The organism is Achromobacter deleyi (assembly GCF_016127315.1).
GTDB lineage: Bacteria > Pseudomonadota > Gammaproteobacteria > Burkholderiales > Burkholderiaceae_B > Achromobacter > Achromobacter insuavis_A.
The window spans coordinates 5,755,753-5,779,083 of sequence record NZ_CP065997.1 but is presented as its reverse complement, the minus strand read 5'-3'; the positions used below and the strand labels follow the sequence as shown (position 1 = coordinate 5,779,083).

24 protein-coding genes and 3 pseudogenes are annotated in these 23,331 nt (G+C 66.3%); 22 read left to right on the top strand and 5 right to left on the bottom strand.

Annotation, left to right across the window (positions count from 1 at the left end; genetic code table 11):
- Positions 1–27: 27 nt before the first annotated feature.
- Both I6I07_RS26000 and I6I07_RS25995 read right to left on the bottom strand, forming a co-directional pair.
- Positions 28–1,473, bottom strand: coding sequence for an MFS transporter (locus I6I07_RS26000; RefSeq protein WP_198484294.1), 1,446 nt, complete (start codon positions 1,471–1,473; stop codon positions 28–30).
- Between the two features lie 38 nt (positions 1,474–1,511).
- On the bottom strand, positions 1,512–1,940 hold the full coding sequence (locus I6I07_RS25995) for a VOC family protein (protein ID WP_061071478.1): 429 nt from the start codon (positions 1,938–1,940) through the stop codon (positions 1,512–1,514).
- A 263-nt stretch (positions 1,941–2,203) separates the two neighbouring features.
- Here I6I07_RS25995 and I6I07_RS25990 point away from each other — a divergent pair, with 263 nt between their 5' ends.
- The 15 genes from I6I07_RS25990 (at position 2,204) to I6I07_RS25925 (ending at position 15,864) form a co-directional block, all read left to right on the top strand.
- A complete protein-coding gene (locus I6I07_RS25990; RefSeq protein ID WP_061071477.1) occupies positions 2,204–3,094 on the top strand; it encodes a nitrilase family protein in 891 nt (296 codons plus the stop codon).
- A 39-nt stretch (positions 3,095–3,133) separates the two neighbouring features.
- Complete coding sequence (locus I6I07_RS25985) at positions 3,134–4,300, top strand: substrate-binding protein (RefSeq protein WP_198484293.1); 1,167 nt, start codon at positions 3,134–3,136, stop codon at positions 4,298–4,300.
- 55 nt (positions 4,301–4,355) lie between these two features.
- On the top strand, positions 4,356–5,189 hold the full coding sequence (locus tag I6I07_RS25980; protein ID WP_198484292.1) for a branched-chain amino acid ABC transporter permease: 834 nt from the start codon (positions 4,356–4,358) through the stop codon (positions 5,187–5,189).
- Positions 5,182–7,101 (top strand): ABC transporter permease subunit, encoded by a 1,920-nt coding sequence (locus I6I07_RS25975; RefSeq protein WP_198484291.1) that lies wholly within the window; start codon positions 5,182–5,184, stop codon positions 7,099–7,101. The genes I6I07_RS25980 and I6I07_RS25975 overlap by 8 nt, the downstream gene beginning before the upstream one ends.
- Positions 7,098–7,811, top strand: a complete 714-nt coding sequence (locus I6I07_RS25970; RefSeq protein ID WP_054476842.1) for an ABC transporter ATP-binding protein — start codon at positions 7,098–7,100, stop codon at positions 7,809–7,811. The genes I6I07_RS25975 and I6I07_RS25970 overlap by 4 nt, the downstream gene beginning before the upstream one ends.
- A 38-nt stretch (positions 7,812–7,849) precedes the next feature.
- Positions 7,850–9,010 (top strand): transporter substrate-binding domain-containing protein, encoded by a 1,161-nt coding sequence (locus I6I07_RS25965; RefSeq protein WP_198484290.1) that lies wholly within the window; start codon positions 7,850–7,852, stop codon positions 9,008–9,010.
- A gap of 2 nt (positions 9,011–9,012) precedes the next feature.
- Positions 9,013–9,666, top strand: a complete 654-nt coding sequence (locus I6I07_RS25960) for an ANTAR domain-containing response regulator (protein WP_198484289.1) — start codon at positions 9,013–9,015, stop codon at positions 9,664–9,666.
- Complete coding sequence (locus I6I07_RS25955; protein ID WP_198484288.1) at positions 9,663–11,156, top strand: M81 family metallopeptidase; 1,494 nt, start codon at positions 9,663–9,665, stop codon at positions 11,154–11,156. The genes I6I07_RS25960 and I6I07_RS25955 overlap by 4 nt, the downstream gene beginning before the upstream one ends.
- Positions 11,157–11,620: 464 nt before the next feature.
- Complete coding sequence (locus I6I07_RS31770; RefSeq protein WP_232625752.1) at positions 11,621–12,076, top strand: hypothetical protein; 456 nt, start codon at positions 11,621–11,623, stop codon at positions 12,074–12,076.
- Positions 12,077–12,192: 116 nt separating this feature from the next.
- Entirely contained in the window at positions 12,193–12,720 is a 528-nt protein-coding gene (locus tag I6I07_RS31765) for a hypothetical protein (protein WP_232625750.1), read from the top strand.
- 97 nt (positions 12,721–12,817) lie between these two features.
- Positions 12,818–13,225 carry a carboxymuconolactone decarboxylase family protein gene (locus I6I07_RS25945; protein WP_198484287.1) on the top strand — a complete coding sequence of 136 codons (408 nt, stop codon included), beginning with the start codon at positions 12,818–12,820 and terminating at the stop codon, positions 13,223–13,225.
- Between the two features lie 9 nt (positions 13,226–13,234).
- A complete protein-coding gene (locus I6I07_RS25940; RefSeq protein ID WP_180188391.1) occupies positions 13,235–13,843 on the top strand; it encodes an LON peptidase substrate-binding domain-containing protein in 609 nt (202 codons plus the stop codon).
- Positions 13,844–13,879: 36 nt separating this feature from the next.
- Positions 13,880–14,704 (top strand): hypothetical protein, encoded by an 825-nt coding sequence (locus I6I07_RS25935; protein WP_198487676.1) that lies wholly within the window; start codon positions 13,880–13,882, stop codon positions 14,702–14,704.
- A gap of 102 nt (positions 14,705–14,806) precedes the next feature.
- Positions 14,807–15,427: a hypothetical protein gene (locus I6I07_RS25930; protein ID WP_198484286.1), complete on the top strand. Its 621-nt coding sequence runs from the start codon at positions 14,807–14,809 to the stop codon at positions 15,425–15,427.
- Between the two features lie 77 nt (positions 15,428–15,504).
- A complete protein-coding gene (locus I6I07_RS25925; protein WP_061071471.1) occupies positions 15,505–15,864 on the top strand; it encodes a Rap1a/Tai family immunity protein in 360 nt (119 codons plus the stop codon).
- A 62-nt stretch (positions 15,865–15,926) separates the two neighbouring features.
- Here the strand turns inward: I6I07_RS25925 and I6I07_RS25920 are convergent, their stop codons facing one another.
- A complete protein-coding gene (locus I6I07_RS25920; protein ID WP_157146250.1) occupies positions 15,927–16,352 on the bottom strand; it encodes a hypothetical protein in 426 nt (141 codons plus the stop codon).
- A gap of 181 nt (positions 16,353–16,533) precedes the next feature.
- Here I6I07_RS25920 and I6I07_RS31760 point away from each other — a divergent pair.
- A pseudogene (locus I6I07_RS31760) lies at positions 16,534–16,614 on the top strand (integrase); the annotation flags it as partial.
- Between the two features lie 160 nt (positions 16,615–16,774).
- Here I6I07_RS31760 and I6I07_RS25915 read toward each other — a convergent pair.
- Both I6I07_RS25915 and I6I07_RS25910 read right to left on the bottom strand, forming a co-directional pair.
- Positions 16,775–17,185 (bottom strand): hypothetical protein, encoded by a 411-nt coding sequence (locus tag I6I07_RS25915; RefSeq protein WP_232625748.1) that lies wholly within the window; start codon positions 17,183–17,185, stop codon positions 16,775–16,777.
- Between the two features lie 30 nt (positions 17,186–17,215).
- Positions 17,216–17,695: a hypothetical protein gene (locus I6I07_RS25910; RefSeq protein ID WP_198484284.1), complete on the bottom strand. Its 480-nt coding sequence runs from the start codon at positions 17,693–17,695 to the stop codon at positions 17,216–17,218.
- Between the two features lie 243 nt (positions 17,696–17,938).
- Between I6I07_RS25910 and I6I07_RS25905 the strand changes: the two genes are divergently transcribed.
- The 6 genes and pseudogenes from I6I07_RS25905 to I6I07_RS25875 all read left to right on the top strand — a co-directional run bounded on the left by I6I07_RS25905 (position 17,939) and on the right by I6I07_RS25875 (position 23,187).
- Positions 17,939–19,573: a methyl-accepting chemotaxis protein gene (locus I6I07_RS25905; RefSeq protein ID WP_198484283.1), complete on the top strand. Its 1,635-nt coding sequence runs from the start codon at positions 17,939–17,941 to the stop codon at positions 19,571–19,573.
- Between the two features lie 332 nt (positions 19,574–19,905).
- On the top strand, positions 19,906–20,445 hold the full coding sequence (locus I6I07_RS25900; RefSeq protein ID WP_420094525.1) for a cysteine hydrolase family protein: 540 nt from the start codon (positions 19,906–19,908) through the stop codon (positions 20,443–20,445).
- A gap of 263 nt (positions 20,446–20,708) precedes the next feature.
- Positions 20,709–20,894 (top strand): hypothetical protein, encoded by a 186-nt coding sequence (locus tag I6I07_RS25895; protein WP_006394571.1) that lies wholly within the window; start codon positions 20,709–20,711, stop codon positions 20,892–20,894.
- 400 nt (positions 20,895–21,294) lie between these two features.
- Positions 21,295–22,237: pseudogene (locus I6I07_RS25885) on the top strand (methyl-accepting chemotaxis protein); the annotation flags it as partial.
- Positions 22,238–22,322: 85 nt separating this feature from the next.
- Positions 22,323–22,610 (top strand): annotated as a pseudogene (locus I6I07_RS25880) (cation diffusion facilitator family transporter); the annotation flags it as partial.
- 25 nt (positions 22,611–22,635) lie between these two features.
- On the top strand, positions 22,636–23,187 hold the full coding sequence (locus I6I07_RS25875) for a cytochrome b (RefSeq protein WP_198484281.1): 552 nt from the start codon (positions 22,636–22,638) through the stop codon (positions 23,185–23,187).
- Positions 23,188–23,331: the final 144 nt, after the last annotated feature.

The window sequence follows — 23,331 nt, the reverse complement described above, 5'->3', positions numbered from 1 at the left end:
CGTGGCGCGGCCGCGACGCGCCCGGGTTCAGTGCCCGGCCGGCGTCACGCCGTGGCCGCCCAGGTCGCGGTTGCGCGAGCGCACCAGCGCGGCGGCCAGCGCCGCCGCCACGGCCGCGATCACGGCGCCGGCCAGGAAGGTCACGCGGTAGCCGCCAGCCAGCGCCGCCACCGGCGCCGCGCCCGCCGTGGCCAGGGCCGCGGTGCGCGCGGCGGCCAGGCTGGCCAGCACCGCCAGGCCCAGCGCGCCGCCCATCATGAAGGCGGTGTTGACCACGCCGGACGCCAGGCCGGACTGACTCGGCTCGACATCGCTCATGGCGGCCAGCAGCATCGGGTTGAAGGCGATGCCCGCGCCCAGGCCCAGCAGCAGCATGCCGGGCAGCACGTCTGCCGTGAAACTCCCATCGACCGGGGCGCGCGCGAACAGCGCCAGCCCCAGCGCCGCCATCAGCAGCCCGGTGGCCAGCGGCGCGCGGATGCCGAAGCGCATCACCAGCTTGGCCGACAGGCCCAGCGAGAACGCCGCCATGATCAGGTTGGCCGGCAGGAACGCCAGCCCGACCTGCATGGCGTCATAGCCCAGCACCAGTTGCATGTACAGGGCCGACACGAAGAACCAGGCGAACATGGCCGCGGCCCACAGCACGCCGACCACGTTGGCGGTGGCGACGTTGCGCAGGCGGAACAGCGCCAGCGGCATCAGCGGTTCGGCCACGCGCGACTCGATCACGAGGAACAGCGCCATCAGCAGCGCGGCGGCGCCCAGCAGGCCGAGCGACTGCGCCGAGGTCCAGCCGGCCTCGTTGCCGTTGACCACGGCGTACACCGCCAGCATCAGCGACGCGGTGACCGTCAACGCGCCGGCCACGTCGAGCCTGCCGCCGCCGGCCGCGCCGCGCGCCGCCGGCAGCAGCCGCAGGCACAGCGCATACACCACCGCGCCGATCGGAATGTTGACCAGGAAGATCCAGTGCCACGACAGCGTGCTGGTCAGCAGCCCGCCCAGCAGCACGCCCAGGCTGCCGCCGCCCGCACAGACGAAGCCGTACACGCCCATGGCGCGGGCGCGTTCGCCGGCCTCGGTGAACAGATTCATGATGAGCGACAGCGACACCGCCGACACCACCGCGCCGCCCAGTCCCTGCGCGGCGCGCGCGGCGATCAACAGCCCCTGGCCCTGGGCCAGCCCACAGGCCAGCGAGGCCAGCGTGAACAGGCTCAGGCCCGCCAGGAACATGTGCCGGTGGCCGAGCAGGTCGCCCAGCCGTCCGCCCAGCAGCAGGAAGCCGCCGAAGGTCAGCATGTAGGCGTTCACCACCCAGACCAGCGAGGTCTCGGTGAAATGCAGGTCTTCGCGGATGGACGGCAACGCGACGTTGACGATGGTGGTGTCCAGCACGATCATCAATACGCCCAGGCACAGCACCATCAGTGCCCACCAGCGTTGCTTGCCCTGTATGCCATGCGTCATGGATCTCTCGCTCCATCCGCTCGTGGCGGATTGGGTTGTCAGTGGTTGAGCCGGCCGCCGCTGACCATCCACCGCGTGTCGTAGCGGTCGATCAGGGCGCCGTAGGCTTCGGCCCAGAAGGTCTTCTGGAGCGGCATGGTAACGCTGCCGCCTTCGGCCAGCATATCGAACACGCGTTGCGCGTCCGACACGGTGGGGTAGGCCAGCGACAGCGCCATGCCCTGCTTGCCGGGATAGGGATGGCTGGTGGTGGCGTCGCTGGCCATCAGCACCTGTTCGTCCAGCGCCAGGCGGGCGTACATGATGCGTTCGGATTCTTCGATCGACAGCGCCGGCATGGCGGCATCGGCGGGCGCATCCGCGTAGCGCACCATGGCCTCGACGCGGCCGCCGAGCACGCGTTCGTAGAAACGCATGGCCTCGGCGCAGTTGCCGTCGAAACTGAGGTAGGCGGAAAGTTGGGGCATTGCGGGTTCCTCCTTGTGGCCGACCCTGATTCTCGCATCCGCGGCGCCGTCCGGGAAACCTCTTATTGCCCCGGGCTGGCGCGCATCCCTATGATTCGCCACAGGATCAGGACTGATCCGCACGCGCCGGCACTGCCTGGCGCGGCAGTGCCCCGCAGCAATGATTGCTGCCCGAACCTTCGTCTGGCTATAGAAGCCCCCGACTCACACGCGATGCGTGGTCGGGGGCTTTTTTGTTTTCCGAAACGTTGCAGGGAGATCGCATGCAAGTATCACCGCCGCCGGACGCCGCCGCGTCCGCGATCCACGTGGCCAGTGTGCAGACGGCCCCCGTCATGGGGGATGTCGCGGCCAACGTGGCCCGATCCATCGAGCTGGCCGAGCAGGCCGCCGCGCAGGGCGCGCGGCTGGTGGTGCTGCCCGAGCTGGCCAACACCGGCTACATGTTCGCCAGCCGCGAAGAGGCCCACGCGCTGGCCGAAGCCGTGCCCGACGGCCCCAGCTCGCAGGCCTGGATCGCGCTGGCGCGGCGCCTGGGCATCTACCTGGTGGCCGGCATCGCCGAGCGCAGCGGCGGCAAGCTCTACAACGCCGCCCTCATCGCCGGCCCCGACGGCTACCTGGGCACCTACCGCAAGCTGCACCTGTGGGGCGACGAGAACCTGTTCTTCGAGCCGGGCGACCTGGGCCTGCCGGTGTTCCACACCGCGCTGGGCCGCATCGGCGTGGCGATCTGCTACGACGGCTGGTTCCCCGAGGTCTATCGCCTGCTGGCGCTGCGCGGCGCCGACATCGTCGCGGTGCCGACCAACTGGGTGCCGATGCCCGGGCAGACGCCCGACGGCCCGGCCATGGCGCACGCGCTGGCGATTGCCGGCGCCCACAGCAACGGCCTGACGCTGGTGTGCGCCGACCGCGTCGGCGTCGAGCGCGGCCAGCCCTTCGTCGGGCGCAGCCTGATCGTCGGCTCGCAGGGCTGGACCAGCGCCGGCCCCGCCAGCCACGACCGCGAAGAGGTGCTGCTGGCGCCGGTGGACGTGATGGCCTCGCGCCGCGCGCGGCAACTGAACGACTTCAACCACGTGCTGCGCGATCGGCGCCGCGACCTTTACGACGAACTGCTGGGCGCCACCGATGCGCCGCGGCAGCGTTGAATACAACGGCGGACAGCCGGCCCCCAAGGAGAAATCCCCATGAAAAAACCCACTTGCAGCTTCCTCATCCGACTTTCCTTCATCGCCGCGCTGACCGGCGCCGCCAGCGCGCACGCGGCCGACCCCTTGCGCATCGGCGTGCCGGTGGGCCTGTCGGGCGCCAACAGCGTGGTCGCGCCCGGCGTGGTGCAGGCCTCGCAGCTGGCCGCCGATGAAATCAACGCCGCCGGCGGCATCCTCGGCCGCCAGGTGGTGCTGGAGATCGCCGACGACGCCTCGGGCGCGGTCGGCGCGCAGAAGGCCTACGACACGCTGGTGTTCCAGAAGAAGGTCGACGCCATCATCGCCATGGAAACCAGCGCGGCGCGCAACGCGGCGCTGCCCATCGTCTCGCGCGGCAAGGTGCCGTACATCTACACCTCGTTCTACGAAGGCCGCTCGTGCAACCGCTGGATGCACGTCAACGGCTGGGTGCCCGAGCAGCAGGTGGCGCCGGTGGTGGACCACTTCATGAAAGAGCGTGGCGCCAAGACCTTCTTCCTGGTCGGTAGCGACTACGCCTTCGGCCGCGGCATGCTCAAGTTCACCCGCGAATACATCGAGAAGCAGGGCGGGCGCGTGGTGGGCGAGGAATACCTGCCGATCGACGGCTCCGACTGGACGCCGGTGGTCTCGAAGATCCGCTCGGCCAACCCGGACGCGCTGATCAGCTCCACCGCCGGCGGCGGCCCCAACGTCAGCCTCGCCAAGCAGGTCAAGGCGGCCGGCCTGACCATGCCCTACGGCAATCTGGCCATCGACGAAGCCACCGCCAAGACCATGGGCGACACCGCGGTGGGCATGTACCTGTCGGCCTCGTACCTGACCAGCATCGATACGCCGCAGAACCACAAGTTCCTGGACGGCCTGAAGGCCAAGTTCGGCGCCGACGCCAAGACCGCCAACGAGTTCTCGGGCCCGCAATACGAAGCCTTCTTCCTCTACAAGGCGGCGGTCGAGAAAGCCGGCAGCACCGACTCGCAGAAGGTGGTGCAGGCCCTGAGCGAAGTGTCGTTCGACGGCCCGCGCGGCCCGGTCAAGATGGACCGCCAGCGCCACGCCGCCCTGACCATGCGGCTGGGCCAGGTGCAGCAGGACGGCTCCATCAAGATCCTGCAGACCTTCGACCAGGTCGATCCGGGCGCGCAGTGCCCCGACCTGAAGTGACGCGGCAAGCCACACCCTGCGCGCCGCCGGTTCGCCGGCGGCGCTGGAGAACACAATGGGTTTGATGCTGGACATCCTGAGCACGGCCGCCATGCTGTTCATCGTGACGGCCGGGCTGATGATCATCTTCGGCGTGATGAAGATCGTCAATTTCGCCCACGGCGCCATCATCACGCTGGGCAGCTACGCCGCCCTGGTGGTGACGCGCCTGGGACTGGACCCGTGGCTGGCGTTGCCGTGCGCGCTGGTGGCGGGCGTGCTGGTGGGCATGCTGGTCGAGCGCCTGATCGTGCAGCCGCTGTACAAGCGGCCGCTGGACGCCATCCTGGCCACCTGGGGCCTGGGCATCGTGATCGGCCAGCTCATCACCATGGCCTTCGGCCGCGAGGTGCAGTTCGCCGACGCGCCGATCCAGGGCGCGGTGCCGTTCCTGGGCACCGAGTATTCGGCCTACCGGCTGTTCCTGGTGCCCGGCGCGCTGTTGCTGTACCTGGCGCTGACGCTGCTGCTGAACGGCACGCGCTTCGGCGTGCGCACCCGCGCCGTCATCATGAACGAAGACCTGGCGCGCGGCCTGGGCATCAACGCCGAGCGAATCCGCTTCACGACCTTCGCGCTGGGCGCGGGGCTGGGGGCGCTGGCCGGCGCGCTGATCACGCCGCTGTCCAGCGTCGACCCGAACATGGGGCTGCCGTGGCTGGTCAGCGCCTTCATGCTGGTGATGGTGTCGGGCAACTCGATCACCGCGCTGCTCCTGACCTGCCTGGTCTATGGCGCCTGCCAGGTGCTGGTGGGCGTGTTCATCAGCCCGATCCTGGGCGGCGTCACCATCGCGGTGCTGGCGGCCCTGACCCTGCGCCTGCGTCCCAAAGGATTCGCCCATGACTGATTCTTCCCTTGCGCAACCGGCGCTGGCGGCGCGCGCCGATCCGCGCCGCGCCGCCCGTGGCCGCGACCTGCTGTGGCTGGCCATCGCCTGCCTGGCGCTGACGGTGGCGGGCCCCTGGCTGTTCGACACCTATCTGTTGAACGTGCTGATCAAGGCGCTGTTCTTCGCGGTGGCGGCGGTCACGGTCGATATCCTGTGGGGCTACACCGGCTACCTGACCTTCGGCCAGTCGGCCTTCTTCGGCGTCGGCGCCTACGCGGCCGGGCTGGCCTTCACGCACTACGGCTTCTCGCCGGGCATCGCGCTCGCGGCCGCGCTGGTGGCGGTGGGGGCGGCGATGCTGCTGGCGCTGGCCACCGGCTGGCTGTCGTTCTACCGCGGCGCCTCGCCGTTTTTCGCCACCGTGATCTCGCTGGTGCTGCCCATCGTGCTGACCCAGGTCGTGCTGTCGGGCGGCACCTACACCGGGTCCTCGTCCGGCCTGACCGGCTACGACACCTTCGACCTGTCGCTGGAGGCCTGGTACGTCATCGCCGCCGGCGGCCTGTCGATCGTGGCGCTGCTGGCCTGGGTCGCGGTGCGCAGCGATGGCGGCCGCATCCTGGCCGCGCTGCGCGACAACGAGGGCCGCTGCAGCTACCTCGGGCTGAACACCGCCCACTGGCGCATCGCGCTGCTGGTGGTGTGCGGCGCGGTCGCCAGCCTGGCGGGTTTCGGCTACGGCGCTTTCAGCGGCGTGGTCGCGCCGGAACTGACCGGCTTCGTGTTCGGCACCGAACTCATCATCTGGGTGGCGCTGGGCGGGCGCGGCACGGTGTGGGGGCCGGTGCTGGGCGCCGTGCTGATCAACGTGGCCGGCTCGTATCTCAGCGGCAACATGCCGTTCCTCTACCAGCTGGTGCTGGGCGTGACCTTCATCCTGGTGATCCTGCTGCTGCCGCGCGGGCTGCTGCCGCTGTTGCTGGCGCCGTGGCGCCGGCGGCGTGCGGCGCCGGTGCCTGAGCTGGTGGTACGCGCGCCCGCCACCGCCTCGGCGGCGGGCGCCGCTCCCGGCCACGGGGCCGGCGCCCCGGGCGGCGAGGGCGGCCTGGTGCTGGCCGGCGTGGCCAAGCGCTTCGGCAGCCTCAAGGTGCTGGAAGGCATCGACCTGCGGGCGCGCGGCGGCGAGCTGCTGGGCCTGATCGGCCCCAACGGCGCGGGCAAGACCACGCTGATGCGCTGCATCGCCGACGGCGCCGAACGCAGCGACGGCTCGGTCGAACTGTGCGGCCACGCGGTCAAGCGCGAAGGGCCCGAGCAGTGCGTGCGTTACGGTCTGGGCCGCAAGTTCCAGAACGCCAACATCTTCGACACGCTGACGGTCGCCGAAAGCCTGCGCATCGCCACCACGCTGCGCGAGCGGCCGTCGTGGCGGCGTCGGTCGCCGCGGCTGGCGCTGCCGGCCTACGCGCTGGAGGTGCTGCGCATGACCGGCCTGGACCAGCAGCTGGACCGCGTGGCGCGCGACCTGTCGCACGGCCAGCAGCAGGCGCTGGAACTGGCCATGGTGCTTGCGCTGGAGCCGCGCGTGGTGCTGCTGGACGAACCCACCGCGGGCCTGAGCAAGGACGAACGCGCCCGCATCGGCCAGGTGCTGTCGGCGCTGGCCCATACTCACGGCCTGTGCTGCTTGCTGGTCGAGCACGACCTGGACTTCGTGGCCGAGGTGGCCACCCGCATCATCGTGCTGCACCAGGGCCGCATCGTCATGGACGGCAGCTTCCGCGAGGTGACCGAATCCGAACTGGTGCGCACTATCTACGCCGGCAGCGCGCCGGCCGGGCAGGGCGCCCAGGCCGGCACCCTCGGCGAAAACCCCGGCGGCAATCCGCCCGACCCGCAACCCACCCCGTCCCAAGGAGCCCCGGCATGAGCCACGCCGCCCCGGCCTTGCGCCTGGACCACGTCGCCAGCGGCTACAAAGGCGCCGTGGTGCTGAACGACATCTCGCTGTCCGTGGCCGGCGGCGCCTGCGTGGCGCTGCTGGGCAAGAACGGCATGGGCAAGAGCACGCTGCTCAAGACCGTGATGGGCTACCTGCCCAAGCTGCGCGGCAAGGTCAGCCTGGGCGGCGTCGACGCCACCCGGCTGCGGCCGCACGAGGTCGCCCGCCGCGGCGTCGCCTACGCCGCCCAGGACCAGCCGCTGTTTCCCGACCTGAACATCCGCGACAACCTGCGCCTGGGCCTGCCCAATGATCGCCTGTTCGACGAACGCTTCGGCGAGATCGCCGAGCTGTTCCCGGTGTTCTCCAGCCGCCTGCGGCAATACGCCGGCACGCTGTCCGGCGGCGAACAGAAGATGCTGCTGGTGGCGCGCGGCCTGATGCAGCGGCCGGCCCTGCTGCTGCTGGACGAAATCACCGAAGGCCTGCAACCCTCGGTGATCGAGCGGCTGGGACGCGCCCTGAACTGGGAACGCGAACGGCGCGGCACGTCCATGTTCATCGTCGAACAGAACGTGGCCTTCGCGCTGGACGTGGCCGACCGCTACCTGGTGCTCAAGCAGGGCGCCATCGTCGACCAGGGCGAGGCTGGCGCGCCCGGGGCCGCCGGCCATATCATGGACCACCTGAAAGTCTGAGCCCCGCATGAACCCCGTTTGAGCACAAGGATGCCCCTATGACCCCCCGCACTGACACGGACGCCGCCGCGCCGGGATGGCGCATCGGCGTGCTGTATTCCCGCAGCGGCGTGACCGGCACCACCGAATCGCAGCATTTCTTCGGCACCGTGCTGGCGGTCGAGGAAATCAACGCCCTCGGCGGCGTGCTGGGCCGACCGCTGGAACCGGTGGTCTACGACCCGCGCAGCGAGGCCGAAGAATACCGCCGCCTGGCCGCGCGGCTGCTGCTGGACGACGAGGTCAACGTGATCTTCGGCGGCTGCACCTCGCACTGCCGCAAGGCCATGCTGCCGGTGATCGAGCGCAACAACGCGCTGCTCTGGTACGCCTCGGTCTACGAAGGCTTCGAGTATTCGCCCAACATCATCTACACCGGCGCCGCGCCCAACCAGGGCAGCATGCAGCTGGCCGCCTACCTGATCCAGCACTGCGGCAAGCGCATCTTCCTGGTGGGCGCCGACTACATCTACCCGCGCGAGACCAACCGCATCATGCGCGACACCGTCGAGGAACACGGCGGCGAGATCCTCGACGAAACCTACCTGCCGCTGGGCTGCGACGAAGGCGAGATCATCGACGTGGTGCGCGACATCCGCCGCATCCGGCCGGATGTGGTGTTCTCCACCCTGATCGGCGACGACGCCCAGCGCTTCTACCGCCGCTACCACGCCGCCTGCGAGGCCGACCCGGGCGCGCCGCACATCCCCATCGCCAGCCTCACCATGGCCGAATCCGAAGTGGCCGAGATCGACCCCGCGCTGTGCGCCGGCCACATCACCGCCGCCACCTACTTCAACACCGTCGACTCGCCCGCCAACGCCCATTTCCTGGACCTTTGGCGCGCCCGCTTCGGCGACCGGCCCGCCAGCGTCTACGCCGAAGCCTGCTACAGCCAGGTACACCTGTTCGCGCGCGCCCTGCAGCGCGCCGGCAGCCTGGACACGCGCAAGCTGGTGCAGGCGGTGCACCAGGTGGGCTTCGACGCGCCCGGCGGCCGGCTGACCATCCTGGCCGAGAACAACCACAGCGTGCTGACCCCGCGCATCGGCCTGTGCCGCGCCGACGGCCGCTTCGACATCGTCTGGGCCAGCGGCGAACCGGTCAAGCCGGACCCCTACCTGACGGCCTTCGGCCTGGACGAGTTTTGGCTGGCGTGACCATGGACCATAGCCTCCGCCGCCTCTACGAAGACCTGCGCAGCGTGGCCGTCGCCGTGGCCTATCCGCCCGGCGAAGACCGCGACCTGCTGGTCGAGCAGCTCAAGCGCATCGGCTGCCGCATCCACCTGGTCTGGCCGTTCCCCGACAAGCCGCCGGCCGGCGCCGACGTGGTGTTCTTCCAGGTCTCGCAATGCGGCCAGAACTCGTTCGCCTGGTCCGCCAGCGAGGTCGACGCCACGCTGATCGCGCTGTCCGAATACGAAACCCCCACCACCTTGAAGCAGCTGCTCAAGACCAACGCCCACGGCGTGCTGACGCGGCCGTTCCGCTCGGCCGGCATCCTCAGCACCCTGGTGCTGGCGCGCTCGGCCAAGCAGTTCCAGAACCGCCAGCAGAACAAGATCGACAAACTGGAAAGCACCATCAAGGCGCGCCGCGTGATCGAAAAGGCGATCCGCGTGCTGATGGACCACCAACGCCTGGACGAACGCGCCGCCTACGAACACATGCGAACCCGCGCCACCGGCCTGCGGGTCAGCGTGGCCGAGGTCGCCGCCATGATCGTCGAGGCCAGCGAAGCCATGGAAAAACTGGGCCTGGGCGGCGCGCGCCCCGACCCGTACAACAACAGCAACAACGGAGGCAAGGCATGAAAGTCATGATCGCCCGCATGAACCACGAGACCAACACCTTTTCGCCGGTGCCCACGCCGCTGTCCGCCTTCGGCAACGACGGCCCCACCTACGACGCCGCCGCCTACGAAGAGAACCACGGCAAGCGCACCGCCATGTCCGCCTTCATCGACTTGGCCGAAGCGCAGGGCGCCACGCTGGTCACGCCCGTGTCCGCCACCGCCTACCCCAGCGGCCGCGTCGACGGCCAGGCCTACCGCGAACTGTGCGACCGCATCGTCGCCGCCGCCGTCGGCTGCGACGCGCTGCTGCTCGACCTGCACGGCGCCATGGCGGTAGAGACCACCGACGACGGCGAAGGCGACCTGCTCGAACGCCTGCGCCAGCAAGCCCCTGGCGTGCCGATCGCCGTCGCCCTGGACCTGCACGGCAACGTCACGCAAAAGATGATCGACAACGCCGACGTCATCGTCAGCTTCAAGACCTACCCGCACATCGACATGTACGAAACCGGCGAGCACGCCGGCCGCCTCCTGTTCGACTGGCTGGCGGGCGGCCCGCGCCCGCGCCTGGCCTGGCGCCGCCTGCCGCTCATGAGCCACACCCTGCGCAGCAACACCGCCGAAGGCGCCATGCGCCGCGCCGTCCAGGCCGCCCGCGGGGCCGAGGCCGGCGGCATGCTGGGCGTGTCCGTGCTGGCCGGCTTCGCCCTGGCCGACATCCCCGACCCGTGCCTGAGCGTCATCGTGGTCGCCGCCGGCGACGCCGAGGCCGCCGACCGCGTCGCGGCAGGCCTGGCCGCCGCCATCTGGGACGACCGCGACGGCTTCGTCTACGAAAGCGAACCCCTGGCCGCCTCGCTCGACCGCGCCATCGCCCTGGCGCGCGGCGCCGACCGTCCCGTGCTGCTGCTGGACCACGGCGACAACTGCATGTCCGGCGGCACCTGCGACACCATGGACGTGCTGGTGGCCGCCGTCGACGCGGGCCTCACCGGCATCGTCGCCGGCCTGTATTGCGACCCCGAAGCCGTCGCCGCCATGATCGCGGCCGGGCAGGGCGCCCGGGTCGAACTGCCGGTCGGCAACAAGCTGCCCATCCCCGCCATCGGCCGACCCGCCGCGCCGGTGACGCTGACCGGCGAGGTGCGCGCCATCACCGACGGCAGCTACGTCATCACCGGCCCCACTTACACCGGCCAGACCGCCTGCATGGGCCGCAGCGCCGTGCTGGACATCGGCGCCGCGCAACTGGTCATCACCGAACGCACCCACGAACCCTGGGACCTGGGCGTCTTCGAGAGCCTGGGCATCGACCCGCGCGCCGCCCGCTTCATCCTGGTCAAGTCGCGCATGTACTGCCGCCCGGTGTTCGTGCCCATCTCGTGCGCCCTGATCGAATGCGACAGCCCCGGCGTCACCAGCTCGGACTTCTCGCTGTTCCCGTACCAGCGGCGCAATCGGCCGCGCTATCCGCTCGATCCGTTCAAGCCGGCGCAGAGGTCGGCGTAGGGTGGGGCGGATGTTGCCCGCGCCTTGATCGGCGCCGGACTTTCCCGTTCAATAGCGGTCATCGCAGCGCGCCGCCGCCCGCCGCGATGACGTGTCCGATCAGACAGGGACACGCTCAAGATCGATCCGACGCGGAGTTAACGTTCGGATAATCCTTCCTATGCAAAATCCCAACGCATAAAGACGTCGTGCCCAGGTCTGCCGGCGCATCGTCACCGCGCCAGCGATAGCGAAACAACCGCGATCGCATAAATCAGGCCATGGGTCACGCCGACTGCAACCGCCGGGCTCCCCCAGAATCCCAAGGTAGGCATCTGCCTGCGGCATCGGCACGCGCCCTCGACGCCGACTTCACCCTGTAGCCTGGGCAATGGAACGCATCAATGAACAACACGACAATCACGGCGCAAACCCCTCGCCGCGGCGGGAGTCTTTGGGCCCGCAAGGGCAGGCGAAGGGCAGGGATGCTGGTCATCTCCTGCGCGGCGTTGATGGGACTGCCGGGCCTGGCGCAGGCACAGACCTCGGGAAGAGGATGCACTTCCTCCGGCGGCTTCAATATCCCGTTGATCCCTTCCGTGAATTTCACGCTTGGCAAGCTGCCGCCGGTCGGCGCCGAAATCTATAGAACGATCACCTATGTCATCAACTATGAATGCCACTACTTTGACAGGTTAGGTAATGCCGTTACCGCCACGCCCCAGCTGTACGCGCTCGCCGACTACAGCAAGCTGAACGATGCCTTGTCCAAGGCGGGATTGCCCTGGCAATCATCGTCAATGGCGACGAGAGCAACCCGTGGTATCCGAACCTGGTCGCGGGGACTATGCCGATATCGGAAACCCACGAGGCCGGCCCTCCTTACACAGGGACTTCGGGCCCGCGAACCGTCAGCCTTGTCGCCAAGCTGTCGGTGGTAAACGATAACCCTCCAGCGGCGCGTTACCCGGTTCCCTCGACAACCATATTCAAACTGGCCGCAGCTTATGGGGCGGGGGGTTCGCCCGGTCCATTCATCACCAGTTCCGCCACGCGCATGCAGTACGTCCCGCAGTGCATCGGCGATGTCAGTGTGGACAATCTGGTGCAGTTCGGCGGGGTCATGGCGGTGACGGGCTATGCGGGCACCCTGCCACAACAGCACCCCTTCACGGTCACCGCCCGAATCAACCCGTCCTGCGCTATCGGCTCCCTGACCGCGCCCGCCAGTCCCGATAACGCTCAAACCCAATTCCTGATGCCGCTCGCGGCGCAGTTCGTCCTGCAAGGGGCAGGGCGCCTCGACGATGGCGGCCAGTCCATCATCCTGAGCAATGACGACGGCGTCGATAACGGACTGAAGATGCAGATACTCGATGCCGACAATGCGAACCTGCCCGTCACCATTCTGCCCGCCCCGGCGCCGCCTTCACGCGCCGACATCGGCACTTTCGGCCAACTGGTCGGCTACCACCCCGCCGCGGCGGTCCACACCTATACCGCATTGCTGATGCCGGACCCAGGCAAGGAACTGAAAATCGGCAAATACTCGACCCAGGTGCTCGTCAGGGTGACCTATTACTGAACGCCCCGCGCCTTGAACCGCGCCGGGCTTTCCAGTTCAATGGGACATTGCGCGGGCGGCACGCCGCCGCCCGGCCCCTTACCCGTTGGAGTGGCATATGGCTACGGTGCATCTGCTGTCGGATGAAGAAGCGCGCAAGATCCCCGAGGCGTGGGCGGTGTTTGAAGACATCCGCGTCACCCGCAAATCCGATTTCGTCAATAACTTCTGGCGCGCCCTGGCCAACGACCCGCCCCAGCTCAAGCGCGTCTGGGAACAGCTCAAGCAGGTCATGATGGCCGACGGCGAAATCCCGCCGCTGGTGCGCGAGATGATCTACATCGCGGTATCGACGGCCAACGGCTGCGCCTACTGCATCCATTCCCACACCGCCGCCGCCCGCGCCAAGGGCATGACCGACGGCCAGCACGCCGAACTGCTCGCCGTCATCGGCATGGCCGCCCAGACCAACGCGCTGGTCACCGCCATGCAGGTGCCCGTCGACGACGCCTTCACCGTGAAATAGGGCGCCGCCATGGCGACCATTCCGCTGTTCCCGCTGTCCAACGCGCTGTTCCCCGCCGGCGTGCTGCACCTGCGCATCTTCGAAGTGCGCTACCTGGACATGATCCGCCGCTGCATCGCCGACGGCACCGAGTTCGGCGTGGTCGCGCTGCTGTCCGGCAACGAAGTCCGCTCGCCCGAAGGCCAGGAAACCCTGGCCGACACCGGCACCCTGGCCCGCATCGACGCCTGGGACGCGCCCATGCCCGCCTTGCTGCAGCTGCGCTGCGTGGGGACGAGCCGCTTTCGCCTGGTCTCCAGCCAACTGGCAAAATACGGTCTTTGGATGGGCGAAACCGAGCCCATCGACGATGACCCGCCGCTCCCCGTGCCGGCGCCGCTGCAACCCTGCGCCGATGCGCTGGGGCGCCTGGTGGCGCAATGGCAGCAGGAGGGCGTGCCCGCCGATCGCATGCCGGTGGCGCCGCCGTACCGGCTGGATGAATGCGCCTGGGTCGCTGACCGCTGGTGCGAACTGCTGCCGCTGCCGGCGGCGGACAAGGTCCGGCTGCTGGCGTTAACGGATCCGCGTGCTCGCCTCGAAGCCGTGCGCATCGCGCTGGAAGGGCCGCAAGCCTAGCCAGCGACAGGCGGCGCTTGAATTTTTTTGGACACCATGGATATCAGGATTGACGAAGGCCTGCGCGCCTATATTGACCCCTTGACCGACGACGAGCGCGAGGCGCTCGAACGCAGCCTGCTGGCCGAAGGCTGCCGCGACGCGCTGGTGCTGTGGGGCGATCTGCTGATCGACGGCCACAACCGCTATGCGCTGTGCATGAAGCACGGCATACCCTTCGAGACGCGGCAGAACACCTCGTTCAAATCCATGGACGACGTGCACCTGTGGATGATCGAGAACCACCTGGGCCGGCGCAGCGTGTCGGATTTCCAGCGCGGCGTGCTGGCGCTGCGCAAGAAGGAGATCCTGCAATCGCGCAGCGTGCCGCCATGGGAAGACGACGGCAGCACGCCGCCGCCCGAACCACCGCCGATTCCGCCCGCCGCCACCTTCAGCCGCCAGGCGTTGGCGCGTGAGGCGCGCATCAGCAGCAACACGCTGGGACAGATCGAGCGGATTCAGAAGGCCGCCGCGCCGGAATTGGTGCGGGCGGTGAAGGATGGGGCGATCTCCATCAACGCCGCGGCGGCGGTCGCGACCTTGCCGCAGGAGCGGCAGGCGGCTGCGGTGGCGGGGGGCAGGAAGGAATTGCAGCAGGCGGCGCGCGAAGTGCGCCAGGCCAAGGCGCCGCCGCCGAAAGAGGCGGTGCCGGATATTCCGATCGAGAATATCGCGGATTTGCCTGCCGAGGTGGCGCGGCTACGGGAGTTGCTGGCGCGGTTGACGGATGAAAGGGATCAGTTGAAGAAGAAGGTGATGCATCTGACGGTGGCGTTGGCTGAGGCCAGGAATGCGTCGGCGGGGGGAGGGGATGATTGATGGGGGCCTCCTCTCAACTGAACGAATCTTGTCGAGAATTGGCCTGACACCCCTTATTTGGTAAAAGCAAAGTTGATCAGAACCTGAGAGTCGATGGCTGCCATGTCCGAACCCTATTCTGCCTTTCTCAACCTCCAGATGCCCCGCGAGAATCTTGCCAGATGGCTCGCGGCCCCGGCGCCGGCGGCATCAAGATGGTCGGACTGGCGTGCCATCGGCGGCCAGTGGTATCTCTCCGAAGGCAAGGATCTGGCCGCCTCCAGCAATCAGGATCTGGGCAGGCTCATTGCGGAATGCGACGCCATGCTGGCTCGCCATGCGGACAACCGCGCGGCGCTGGGGGCCATCCTGACATCCGCGGAGGCCGAGAACATCAAAGTTGCGGCCTACGATCGTACAGGAACGCGCTTCGTTGCAGGCTCGCTGACCTATTCAGAGAATCTCCACGACCTCATCGTCTTTTTTTCGATAGCGCGTGGAGCGGCCGATTTTTTCGAGGCGGATGGTCGTGGCCTGGCAGTGGTCCACGACTATCTCTGGGGCGAGGAAGACGAACGAGAAACGGTGGCTGCGCTGGAACTCGTCGGAAACGGCGGCTCCGTATTCCTGGCGTCCGAAGCACTCGGCCAAGCAGCTGGCACATTCGAGGCCATGGTGGACGCGATGCTGGAAGGCAAAGAGGATCCGGAGTTCCAGCCGCGCAATCAACTCGAGCATCTTTGAGACCAGACCTGCGTCCAGCAGGACAACAGCGTGCACACGACAGGGCCGCCAGGCGGGCCAAAGAGGCAGAATTTCCAATGCGATTGCTACCACTGGTTATCATGCTGTCCGCTTGCGCGGTCTGCCAGGCACAGGGAACCAGGACCTGGCACTTTACGGGTGCCGAGCTGGTCGCGGCCCTTGAAGGCCGGATGCCCTCAGAGCTCCGCGATGCATCGCTTCGCCGCCAATTTTCTTCCTCCTATGCGCAGGCCTACGTGGTCGGCATCGCCGACCAGACACAAGGCACGGTCTGGTGCACCCCCACCGGCGTCCTTCCTCACGAATTGAAGGACAGGGTGTACAGCTACTTGTCCAAGCTGCCGACCAGCCGTCTCGCGGAAAATGCCGGCCCGCTGGTGAGCGAGGCACTCCATCAGTCTTTCGCTTGCCGGTAGGATTCTTTGCGCCAATACGCCCCCCGGGCGGCACTCTTAAAATAAATCAAACCGGCTCTATCCTATGCCGTTATTGAAAACCGAGATTGTGAAGAGACAGGAGGAGATGCTTTTAAATCCAAAATCTCCCCGTTCACGGCCTTCGCGATTATTGCTGCACGAATCGACCCCAAATTGCTGGATGCATCACCAGGAAGATTCAAGCCTTTTAATTGTTCCGCGTATTGATCGGTAACCTCTACGACGCCAGACTTATATATTGTCGCGACGCGTTGATCGCCCTTCATGACAACCTGAACGGCATTTTGGGGGGAGTTGTCGGCCTCAAGGCGACCTATGCCTCGTTCCACTGCTTCCGCTTTGCGCAGAGCTTCAGCCGAGGCTGCTAAATCATGAGCAAAGTTAGCGGGCGGTTTCACGAGCGGACGATTCAAGTCCGCAATGCTGCGCGACGTCGTCGTCAAAGGTATGCCTTTGGAAATGTCCATGGAATAAATCTCGGTCTGTTAAAGTGATTTGCAATCACCGAAAAAGCCGCCCGACTGTTGAAACGGCCTGATCCATCAATCAGGGAAATTCTACGAATCTCCGAGAAATATGAATGCACGAATAACGCCGACCTTTATGGCCATTTGTGCCATTGCTCAGGGTTCAGAAGGTGGGGCGACAACGCCCGTGGAAAGCGCAGTTCGCTACCTTGGCATCCAGGTCGACGATGCTGTTGAGATGGCTGAACAAACAGAGGTTTGATGTATCCCGGCCGGCGAGCGGACGCTTGCCGGCCATGAGCGGCCATCTGGCGAATGGGCCTGCAAATCTGTATAGATAATCGATCCCGTAAGTGCCGCCATTGAACGTCGACAGCTCGAACAAAGGGTCAGAAAACGTCAGCGAAAAGCGACGGCCTAGGTCAGGATTCGCAGACCCAGGCTATCGGCACATCGTCTACGGCAAACTGCACGGACGGCCAATAGCCATCCATGAACCAGGTAGCGTCGCGCGTCGCCAGGTGCAGCACGTAACCCCCGTCAGTCGAGACGACCAAGTCCGATGGCACGAAGTGTTCGAGGAACGCCGCGGGGGCATCTTCGGGGTCGCCGCTGTCGCGCCCCGCGCGCCAGAGGAAATGCAGCGCCGCGTCGCGGTGCGCGGCCAAAGCTTGGGCGATCGAGCGGGCTCGCGCCAGCAACGGTATCGCCGCCTGCGGATCGGCCGCAAGCAGCACCACGCGCAGCCGGCCGCCGTCGGCGATTGCACAATCCAGCCAAGTTTCCTGAGCGGGAATGCCGTCGTGGGTATACGCCTTCAGATCGGGCGGCATATGGGGCTGCGTAGGCTGTTGCATACGGTGTTACGCCAGAAACGCCGCCGTGGCACGGCCGGCAATCATGTCTTCGAACAGGGCCTCGAGATTCGGGGAAACGACGCGGATGTCCTCGAATTCCGGCTCGATGCCGTGCACGATGCGGCCCGAGTCGTGTTCTATCGCCAGGAATTCGTAATCGCCGGCAACGCTCATGTAGATCGGTGTGTGCTGTTGCCAGAAGTCCAGGACCGCGTGCCGGCCGGCGTCGTCCAGCGCAGCCTCCAGGCTGATATCGCGCAGGGTGTGCCAAGGAAAGGCGCTGTTCGCCGTGCCGTCATGGTCGGCTGCGCTCAGGAACCAGCGTGTTTGATCCGCGTTGTGCAATTCGGTGAATGTCGCCAGGAAAGCGCCATAGCCGTACGCTTCGAACGGCACGGCCGCTGGCGTCGCGGTGGGCGTGGTGCGCAGCACCGTCCAGCCATGAACGGCGAGATGGTCCAGGAAGCGTTGTGCCTGCGATGTCATGTCGGTTTCCTCGAGTGGGGCATCTATGGTATTGCAGTCTGGCGCCATATTTTCAGCGCCGGTATTCCGTCCTTGCGTGGAATGGCTACTGAAGGCATTTGACCTCCTCACGACCCCGACAGGCCTGGCAGCCACAAAAAATTTCCCCCCGCCATGCGAAATCTCAAATCTCCCTCATAACCTCGTTGCGATATACGCCATGATTTTTACACTAGGGTTTTCCCTTCGTCGTAATACAAATTCATGCGCTCGCGTTTCACTATTGGCAACCTGTTTAGCAATCTCTCCATTGGCACCCGCCTGACCCTGGGTTTCGGCACCGTACTAGCCCTATTACTGGCGCTAACCGGCCTGTCGCAATACGAACTGTCCAACATCGGCGCCATCAACCGAGCCATCACAGAACAGACTTGGGCCAAAGCAAACGCCATCAACATTATTGACGTGACGACCCGCGCCAATGCCCGCGCGAATCTCGAGCTGATCGTCAACACAGACCCCCGCGCCGCCGAAACGCTGTTTGCTCGCATCGACACCAACCGTAAGGCGATCGACCAGGCGCTGGAGACCCTGCGGCCGTTGTTCCACACCGAAGATGAACGCCTGAAGTTGCGGCTATTGGAAGACGTGCGCGGCCGCTACGTGAAGTCATTCCAGGGAGTGGGCGCGCTCCTCAAGAGCGGCGAGCGCGACGCCGCTCGCCAGCGCTTGCTGGAAGAGACCCTCCCGCTGCTGGACGGCCTGCAAGACCGCGTCATCGAGATCTCCCGGATTCAATCTGCCGAGATGGTGGACGCCGGCGCCGCCAGCCAGACGGTCATCGACAACGCGGGCACGTTGAATCTGATCTTGTCGGCCATGGCCATCGTGCTGGGCGGCTTTTTCGCGTGGCGGGTGGCCAAGTCGATTACGGCGCCGCTTGCCCAGGCAGTTGCGGTGGCGGAGACCGTGGCGCGTGGCGACCTGGGTCAACCCATCCACGCGGGCACCCGGGATGAAACCGGCCGACTGCTGCGCGCGCTGCACGACATGCAGGACAAGCTGGCCGGCGCGGTTCGGACCATTCGGGCCGGGTCCGAAACCATATCCAGCGCAGCAGGGCAGATTGCGGCCGGCAACACGGACTTGTCCAGCCGGACCGAAGAGCAGGCCGCGTCACTGGAAGAAACCGCCGCATCGATGGAAGAACTGGCGTCCACCGTCAAGCAGAATGCCGACAACGCGCGCCAGGCCAATCAACTGGCGGCAAGCGCTTCCGAAGTGGCCCAGCGGGGCGGCGTCGTGGTGTCGGCGGTGGTCAGCACGATGGAGGATATTTCCGCCAGTTCGCGCAAGATTTCCGAGATTGTCTCGGTCATCGACGGGATTGCGTTCCAGACCAATATCCTGGCGCTGAACGCCGCCGTTGAAGCGGCCAGGGCGGGCGAGCAGGGCAAGGGCTTTGCGGTGGTCGCGGGCGAGGTGCGGTCGTTGGCGCAACGCAGCGCGCAGGCCGCGCGCGAGGTCAAGACGCTGATCGAAGCGTCCGTGAGCAAGGTGGCCGAGGGCGCTGGCCAGGCGGAGAACGCAGGCACCACGATGCACGAGGTGGTCGCCTCGGTGAAGCGAGTGACGGACATCATGGGCGAGATCGCCGCGGCATCGCAAGAACAGGCCACCGGCATCGAGCAGGTCAACCGCGCGGTGTCGCAGATGGACGAAGTGACCCAGCAGAATGCCGCGCTGGTCGAAGAAGCCGCGGCGGCGGCGGGCGCGATGCAGGACCAGGCTCATGCATTGGTGGGCGCGGTCGGCGTGTTCCGCTTGAGCGAGGATGCCGCGCGGCGCGAGGACGCCGGCGCCCCGCCGCGCGAGCGCGGTGCCCTGATGCTGACCTGATCTCCTGGCTCAATGGCCCCGATGCGTGGGCCGTTGCTTGCGCGCCGCGCGATGGGCAATCGCGAACATAAGCCGCGAACGTAAATCGTCGGCCGAACCTGGCCCACGCGCCTGCAAGGCAGCGCTGCCACGCAGGCGCGGGCGCAGCCGATGAAGGTCCTGGACTTGTCGCGAGAGACCATCGGGCGCGTCCGAAAATGTCGCGCGGCGACCGTGGTGGTCCTGCGGTATAGTCGGCTTCGCTCGGCTTTTCGGCCCCGTCTCGACCCGCCGATCGATTCGAAAACCTCCGGCCTGTCCACATGCGCTCCCCACTTTCCCCACGCGGTGCCGTGCTTCTGCTGATTGACCTGCAGCGCGCGATTGACCACCCAAGCTGGGGCGAACGAAACAATCCCGATGCCGAGCGCCAAGTCGGTCGGCTCCTTGCCCATTGGCGCGCCCTGGGGTGGCCGGTCTGGCACGTCCGGCATGACTCCACGGATCCCGCGTCTCACTATCGGCCGGGCCAGCCAGGGCATGAATTCAAGCCCGAGATAGCGCCCATCGCTGGCGAGCCGATCATTCCCAAGCAGACGAACAGCGCGTTCCTCGGCACCGACCTGGAAAAGAGGCTTCGCGCCCATGGCCACGACACGTTGGTCGTGGCGGGCGTCATCACGAACAATTCAGTCGAGGCAACGGTCCGCATGGCCGGCAACCTTGGCTTGCAGGCGTGGCTGGTGGCTGACGGCTGTTTCACGTTCGCTCGGACAGACTGGAACGGGACACCGCGAAGCGCCGAAGATGTCCACGCCATGTCGCTTGCCAACCTGGACGGTGAGTACTGCACCGTCGTCACCACAGACGCACTGTTAACCGCCCTGAGCTGAACGGTGGGTGGTGTCCCCAGGCGGCGCGCCAGGCGCGGGTTGAGCCGTGCCCCTTCGCCGCGCGAGCTTTATGTATGGTTTTTATATCCTTTGTATGGGAATAAAAAACATACATAAATAATCATTCAAGAGTTTGTATGGATTCGGCGGTAGAATTCGACGCTTGTAGGGAGTAGGGCGCTCACCGCGCTGAATCGGGCTGATGCGCTTCGTGGTCCTCACGGCCATCGCCCGTTCGGCCTTGACTGGCCCTCGCGCAGTACATGCAGCTGCCGCCGCAGCGTTTTGAGGAAATGATGAATTTTTGGGTCCCTGTAATCTTCGGTACGTTCAAGCTCCTGGTGTTGGGCACGGGCATGTTTCTCGCCATCAAGTCTCATCACGATGGAGCCAAGAAGGACAAGGAGAAGATGAAGAAGGAGAAAGAGAAGGAAATGAACGCAACGTAGGGCATACCTCGTTGTCGTGGAGACCCTGCGGCCGTTGTTCCGCACCGACGATGAACGCCTGCAGTTGCGGTTATTGGAAGACGTGCGCGGTCGCTATGTGAAGTCATTCCAGGGCGTGGGCGCACTCCTCAAGAGTAATGAGCGCGACGCCGCTCGCCAGCGCTTGCTGGAAGAGACCCTTCCGCTTCTGGACAGCCTGCAAGACCGCGTCGTGGAGATTTCCCGGATTCAATCCGCCGAGATGGTGGACGCCGGCGCCGACAGCCAGCGGGTGATCGACAACGCGGGCATGTTGAACCTGATCCTGTCGGCCATGGCCGTGGTGCTGGGCGGCCTGTTCGCGTGGAGGGTGTCCAAGTCGATCACGGCGCCGCTTGCGCAGGCAGTGTCGGTGGCCGAGACGGTGGCGCGTGGCGACCTGGGTCAACCCATCCACGCGGGCACCCGGGATGAAACCGGCCGACTGCTGCGTGCGTTGCATGACATGCAGGGCAAGCTGGCCGGCGCTGTTCGGACCATTCGGGCGGGGTCTGAGACCATATCCAGCGCAGCGGGGCAGATTGCGGCCGGCAACACGGACTTGTCCAGCCGAACCGAAGAGCAGGCCGCGTCGCTGGAAGAAACCGCTGCATCGATGGAAGAACTGGCGTCGACCGTCAAGCAGAATGCCGACAACGCGCGCCAGGCCAATCAACTGGCGGCAAGCGCTTCCGAAGTGGCCCAGCGGGGCGGCGCCGTGGTGTCGGCGGTGGTCAGCACGATGGAGGATACTGGGGGATATTTCCGCCAGCTCGCGCAAGATTTCCGAGATTGTTTCGGTGATCGATGGGATCGCGTTCCAGACCAATATCCTGGCGCTGAACGCCGCCGTTGAAGCGGCCAGGGCGGGCGAGCAGGGCAAGGGCTTCGCGGTGGTCGCGGGCGAGGTGCGATCGTTGGCGCAACGCAGCGCGCAGGCCGCGCGCGAGGTCAAGACGCTGATCGAAGCGTCCGTCAGCAAAGTGGCCGAAGGCGCCAACCACGCGGAAAACGCAGGCACCACGATGCAGGATGTGGTCGCCTCGGTGAAGCGCGTGACGGACATCATGGGCGAGATCGCCGCGGCATCGCAGGAACAGGCCTCCGGCATCGAGCAAGTCAACCGCGCGGTGTCGCAGATGGACGAAGTGACCCAGCAGAATGCCGCGCTGGTCGAAGAGGCCGCGGCTGCAGCGGGCTCGATGCAGGACCAGGCGCATGCGTTGGTGAGAGCGGTCGGTGTGTTCCGCTTGAGCGAGGATGCCGCGCGACGCGGGGACGTTGCCGCCCAGCCGCGTGAGCGCGGCGCGTTGATGTTGACCTGATCAGTACGTCTCATTACGGGCCGGACCATGAGCGGGGCGCAATGCCCCGCTAATCCATGTTCATCAACCGTTCAGGCTTCGGGACGAAGCCGCCGCGATCCAGCGCACCTTGCTGGACACCTCAGGCGTTCAAGGCGTACACGATATTCGCACCCGAAAAATGGGGGAGATGATCGTCGTCGACGCTCACCTGGAAATCGACGCCGGGCTGACCGTCGACGAAGGCCACAAGATCGCCGTGCAAGCGCGCCAGCGCGTCATGCAGCGGCATCGTGTATTGAACGTGATGACCCATGTTGATCCCTGGAGACCTCCCGACGCGCCCATGCAGGGCGCCGAGGGCAGGGCGAATCTCGAACCAGGCTGTCCGTAGCGCGCTTTGACGACAAGGAAGAAACATGAAAATCAAGAGCTCCGATACTCAGTACGCAGGCCTGGTGATCGCCATGCACTGGCTCATGCTCGTCGTCCTGGCATTGGTCTACGCCTGTATGGAATTGCGAGGGCTGGCCACCAAAGGCACCGATCTGTACGACAACATCAAGGCGCTGCATTTCTCGCTGGGGTTGTGTGTGATCGGGTTGGTGGTTCTGCGGGCGGCTATTCGGGTGGCTTCGGGTGCGGCGCCTGGCGTGCGTCCGCCGATGCCGAGGTGGCAGGATGTGCTTTCACGGCTGATGCATTACGCGCTGTATGCGTTCATGATCGTCACGCCGATTCTGGGGTGGCTGACGCTCAGCGCGGGGGGGAAGGTGATTCCGTTGTTTGGGTTGGAGGTTCCGGCGCTGGTGGGGCCGGACCAGGCCTTGGCGGATCAGGTCAAGGAGCTGCATGAGACCTTGGCTACGGTGGGGTATTTCCTGGTGGGGCTGCATGCTGCTGCGGCGTTGTTGCATCATTATGTGTTTCGGGATAACACGTTGGTGCGGATGTTGCCGGGGCGGCGTTGAGGCTTCTTGGGGCGGGGCGCGAAGCAGCACGCGACTGCCCGAACTGCCACCGATTCCGCCAGCCGGTGCATTGCGCCGGCAGGCGTTGGCGCGCGAGCCGCGCATCAGGGGCAATGCACTGGGGCAGATCGAGCCGATTCAGAA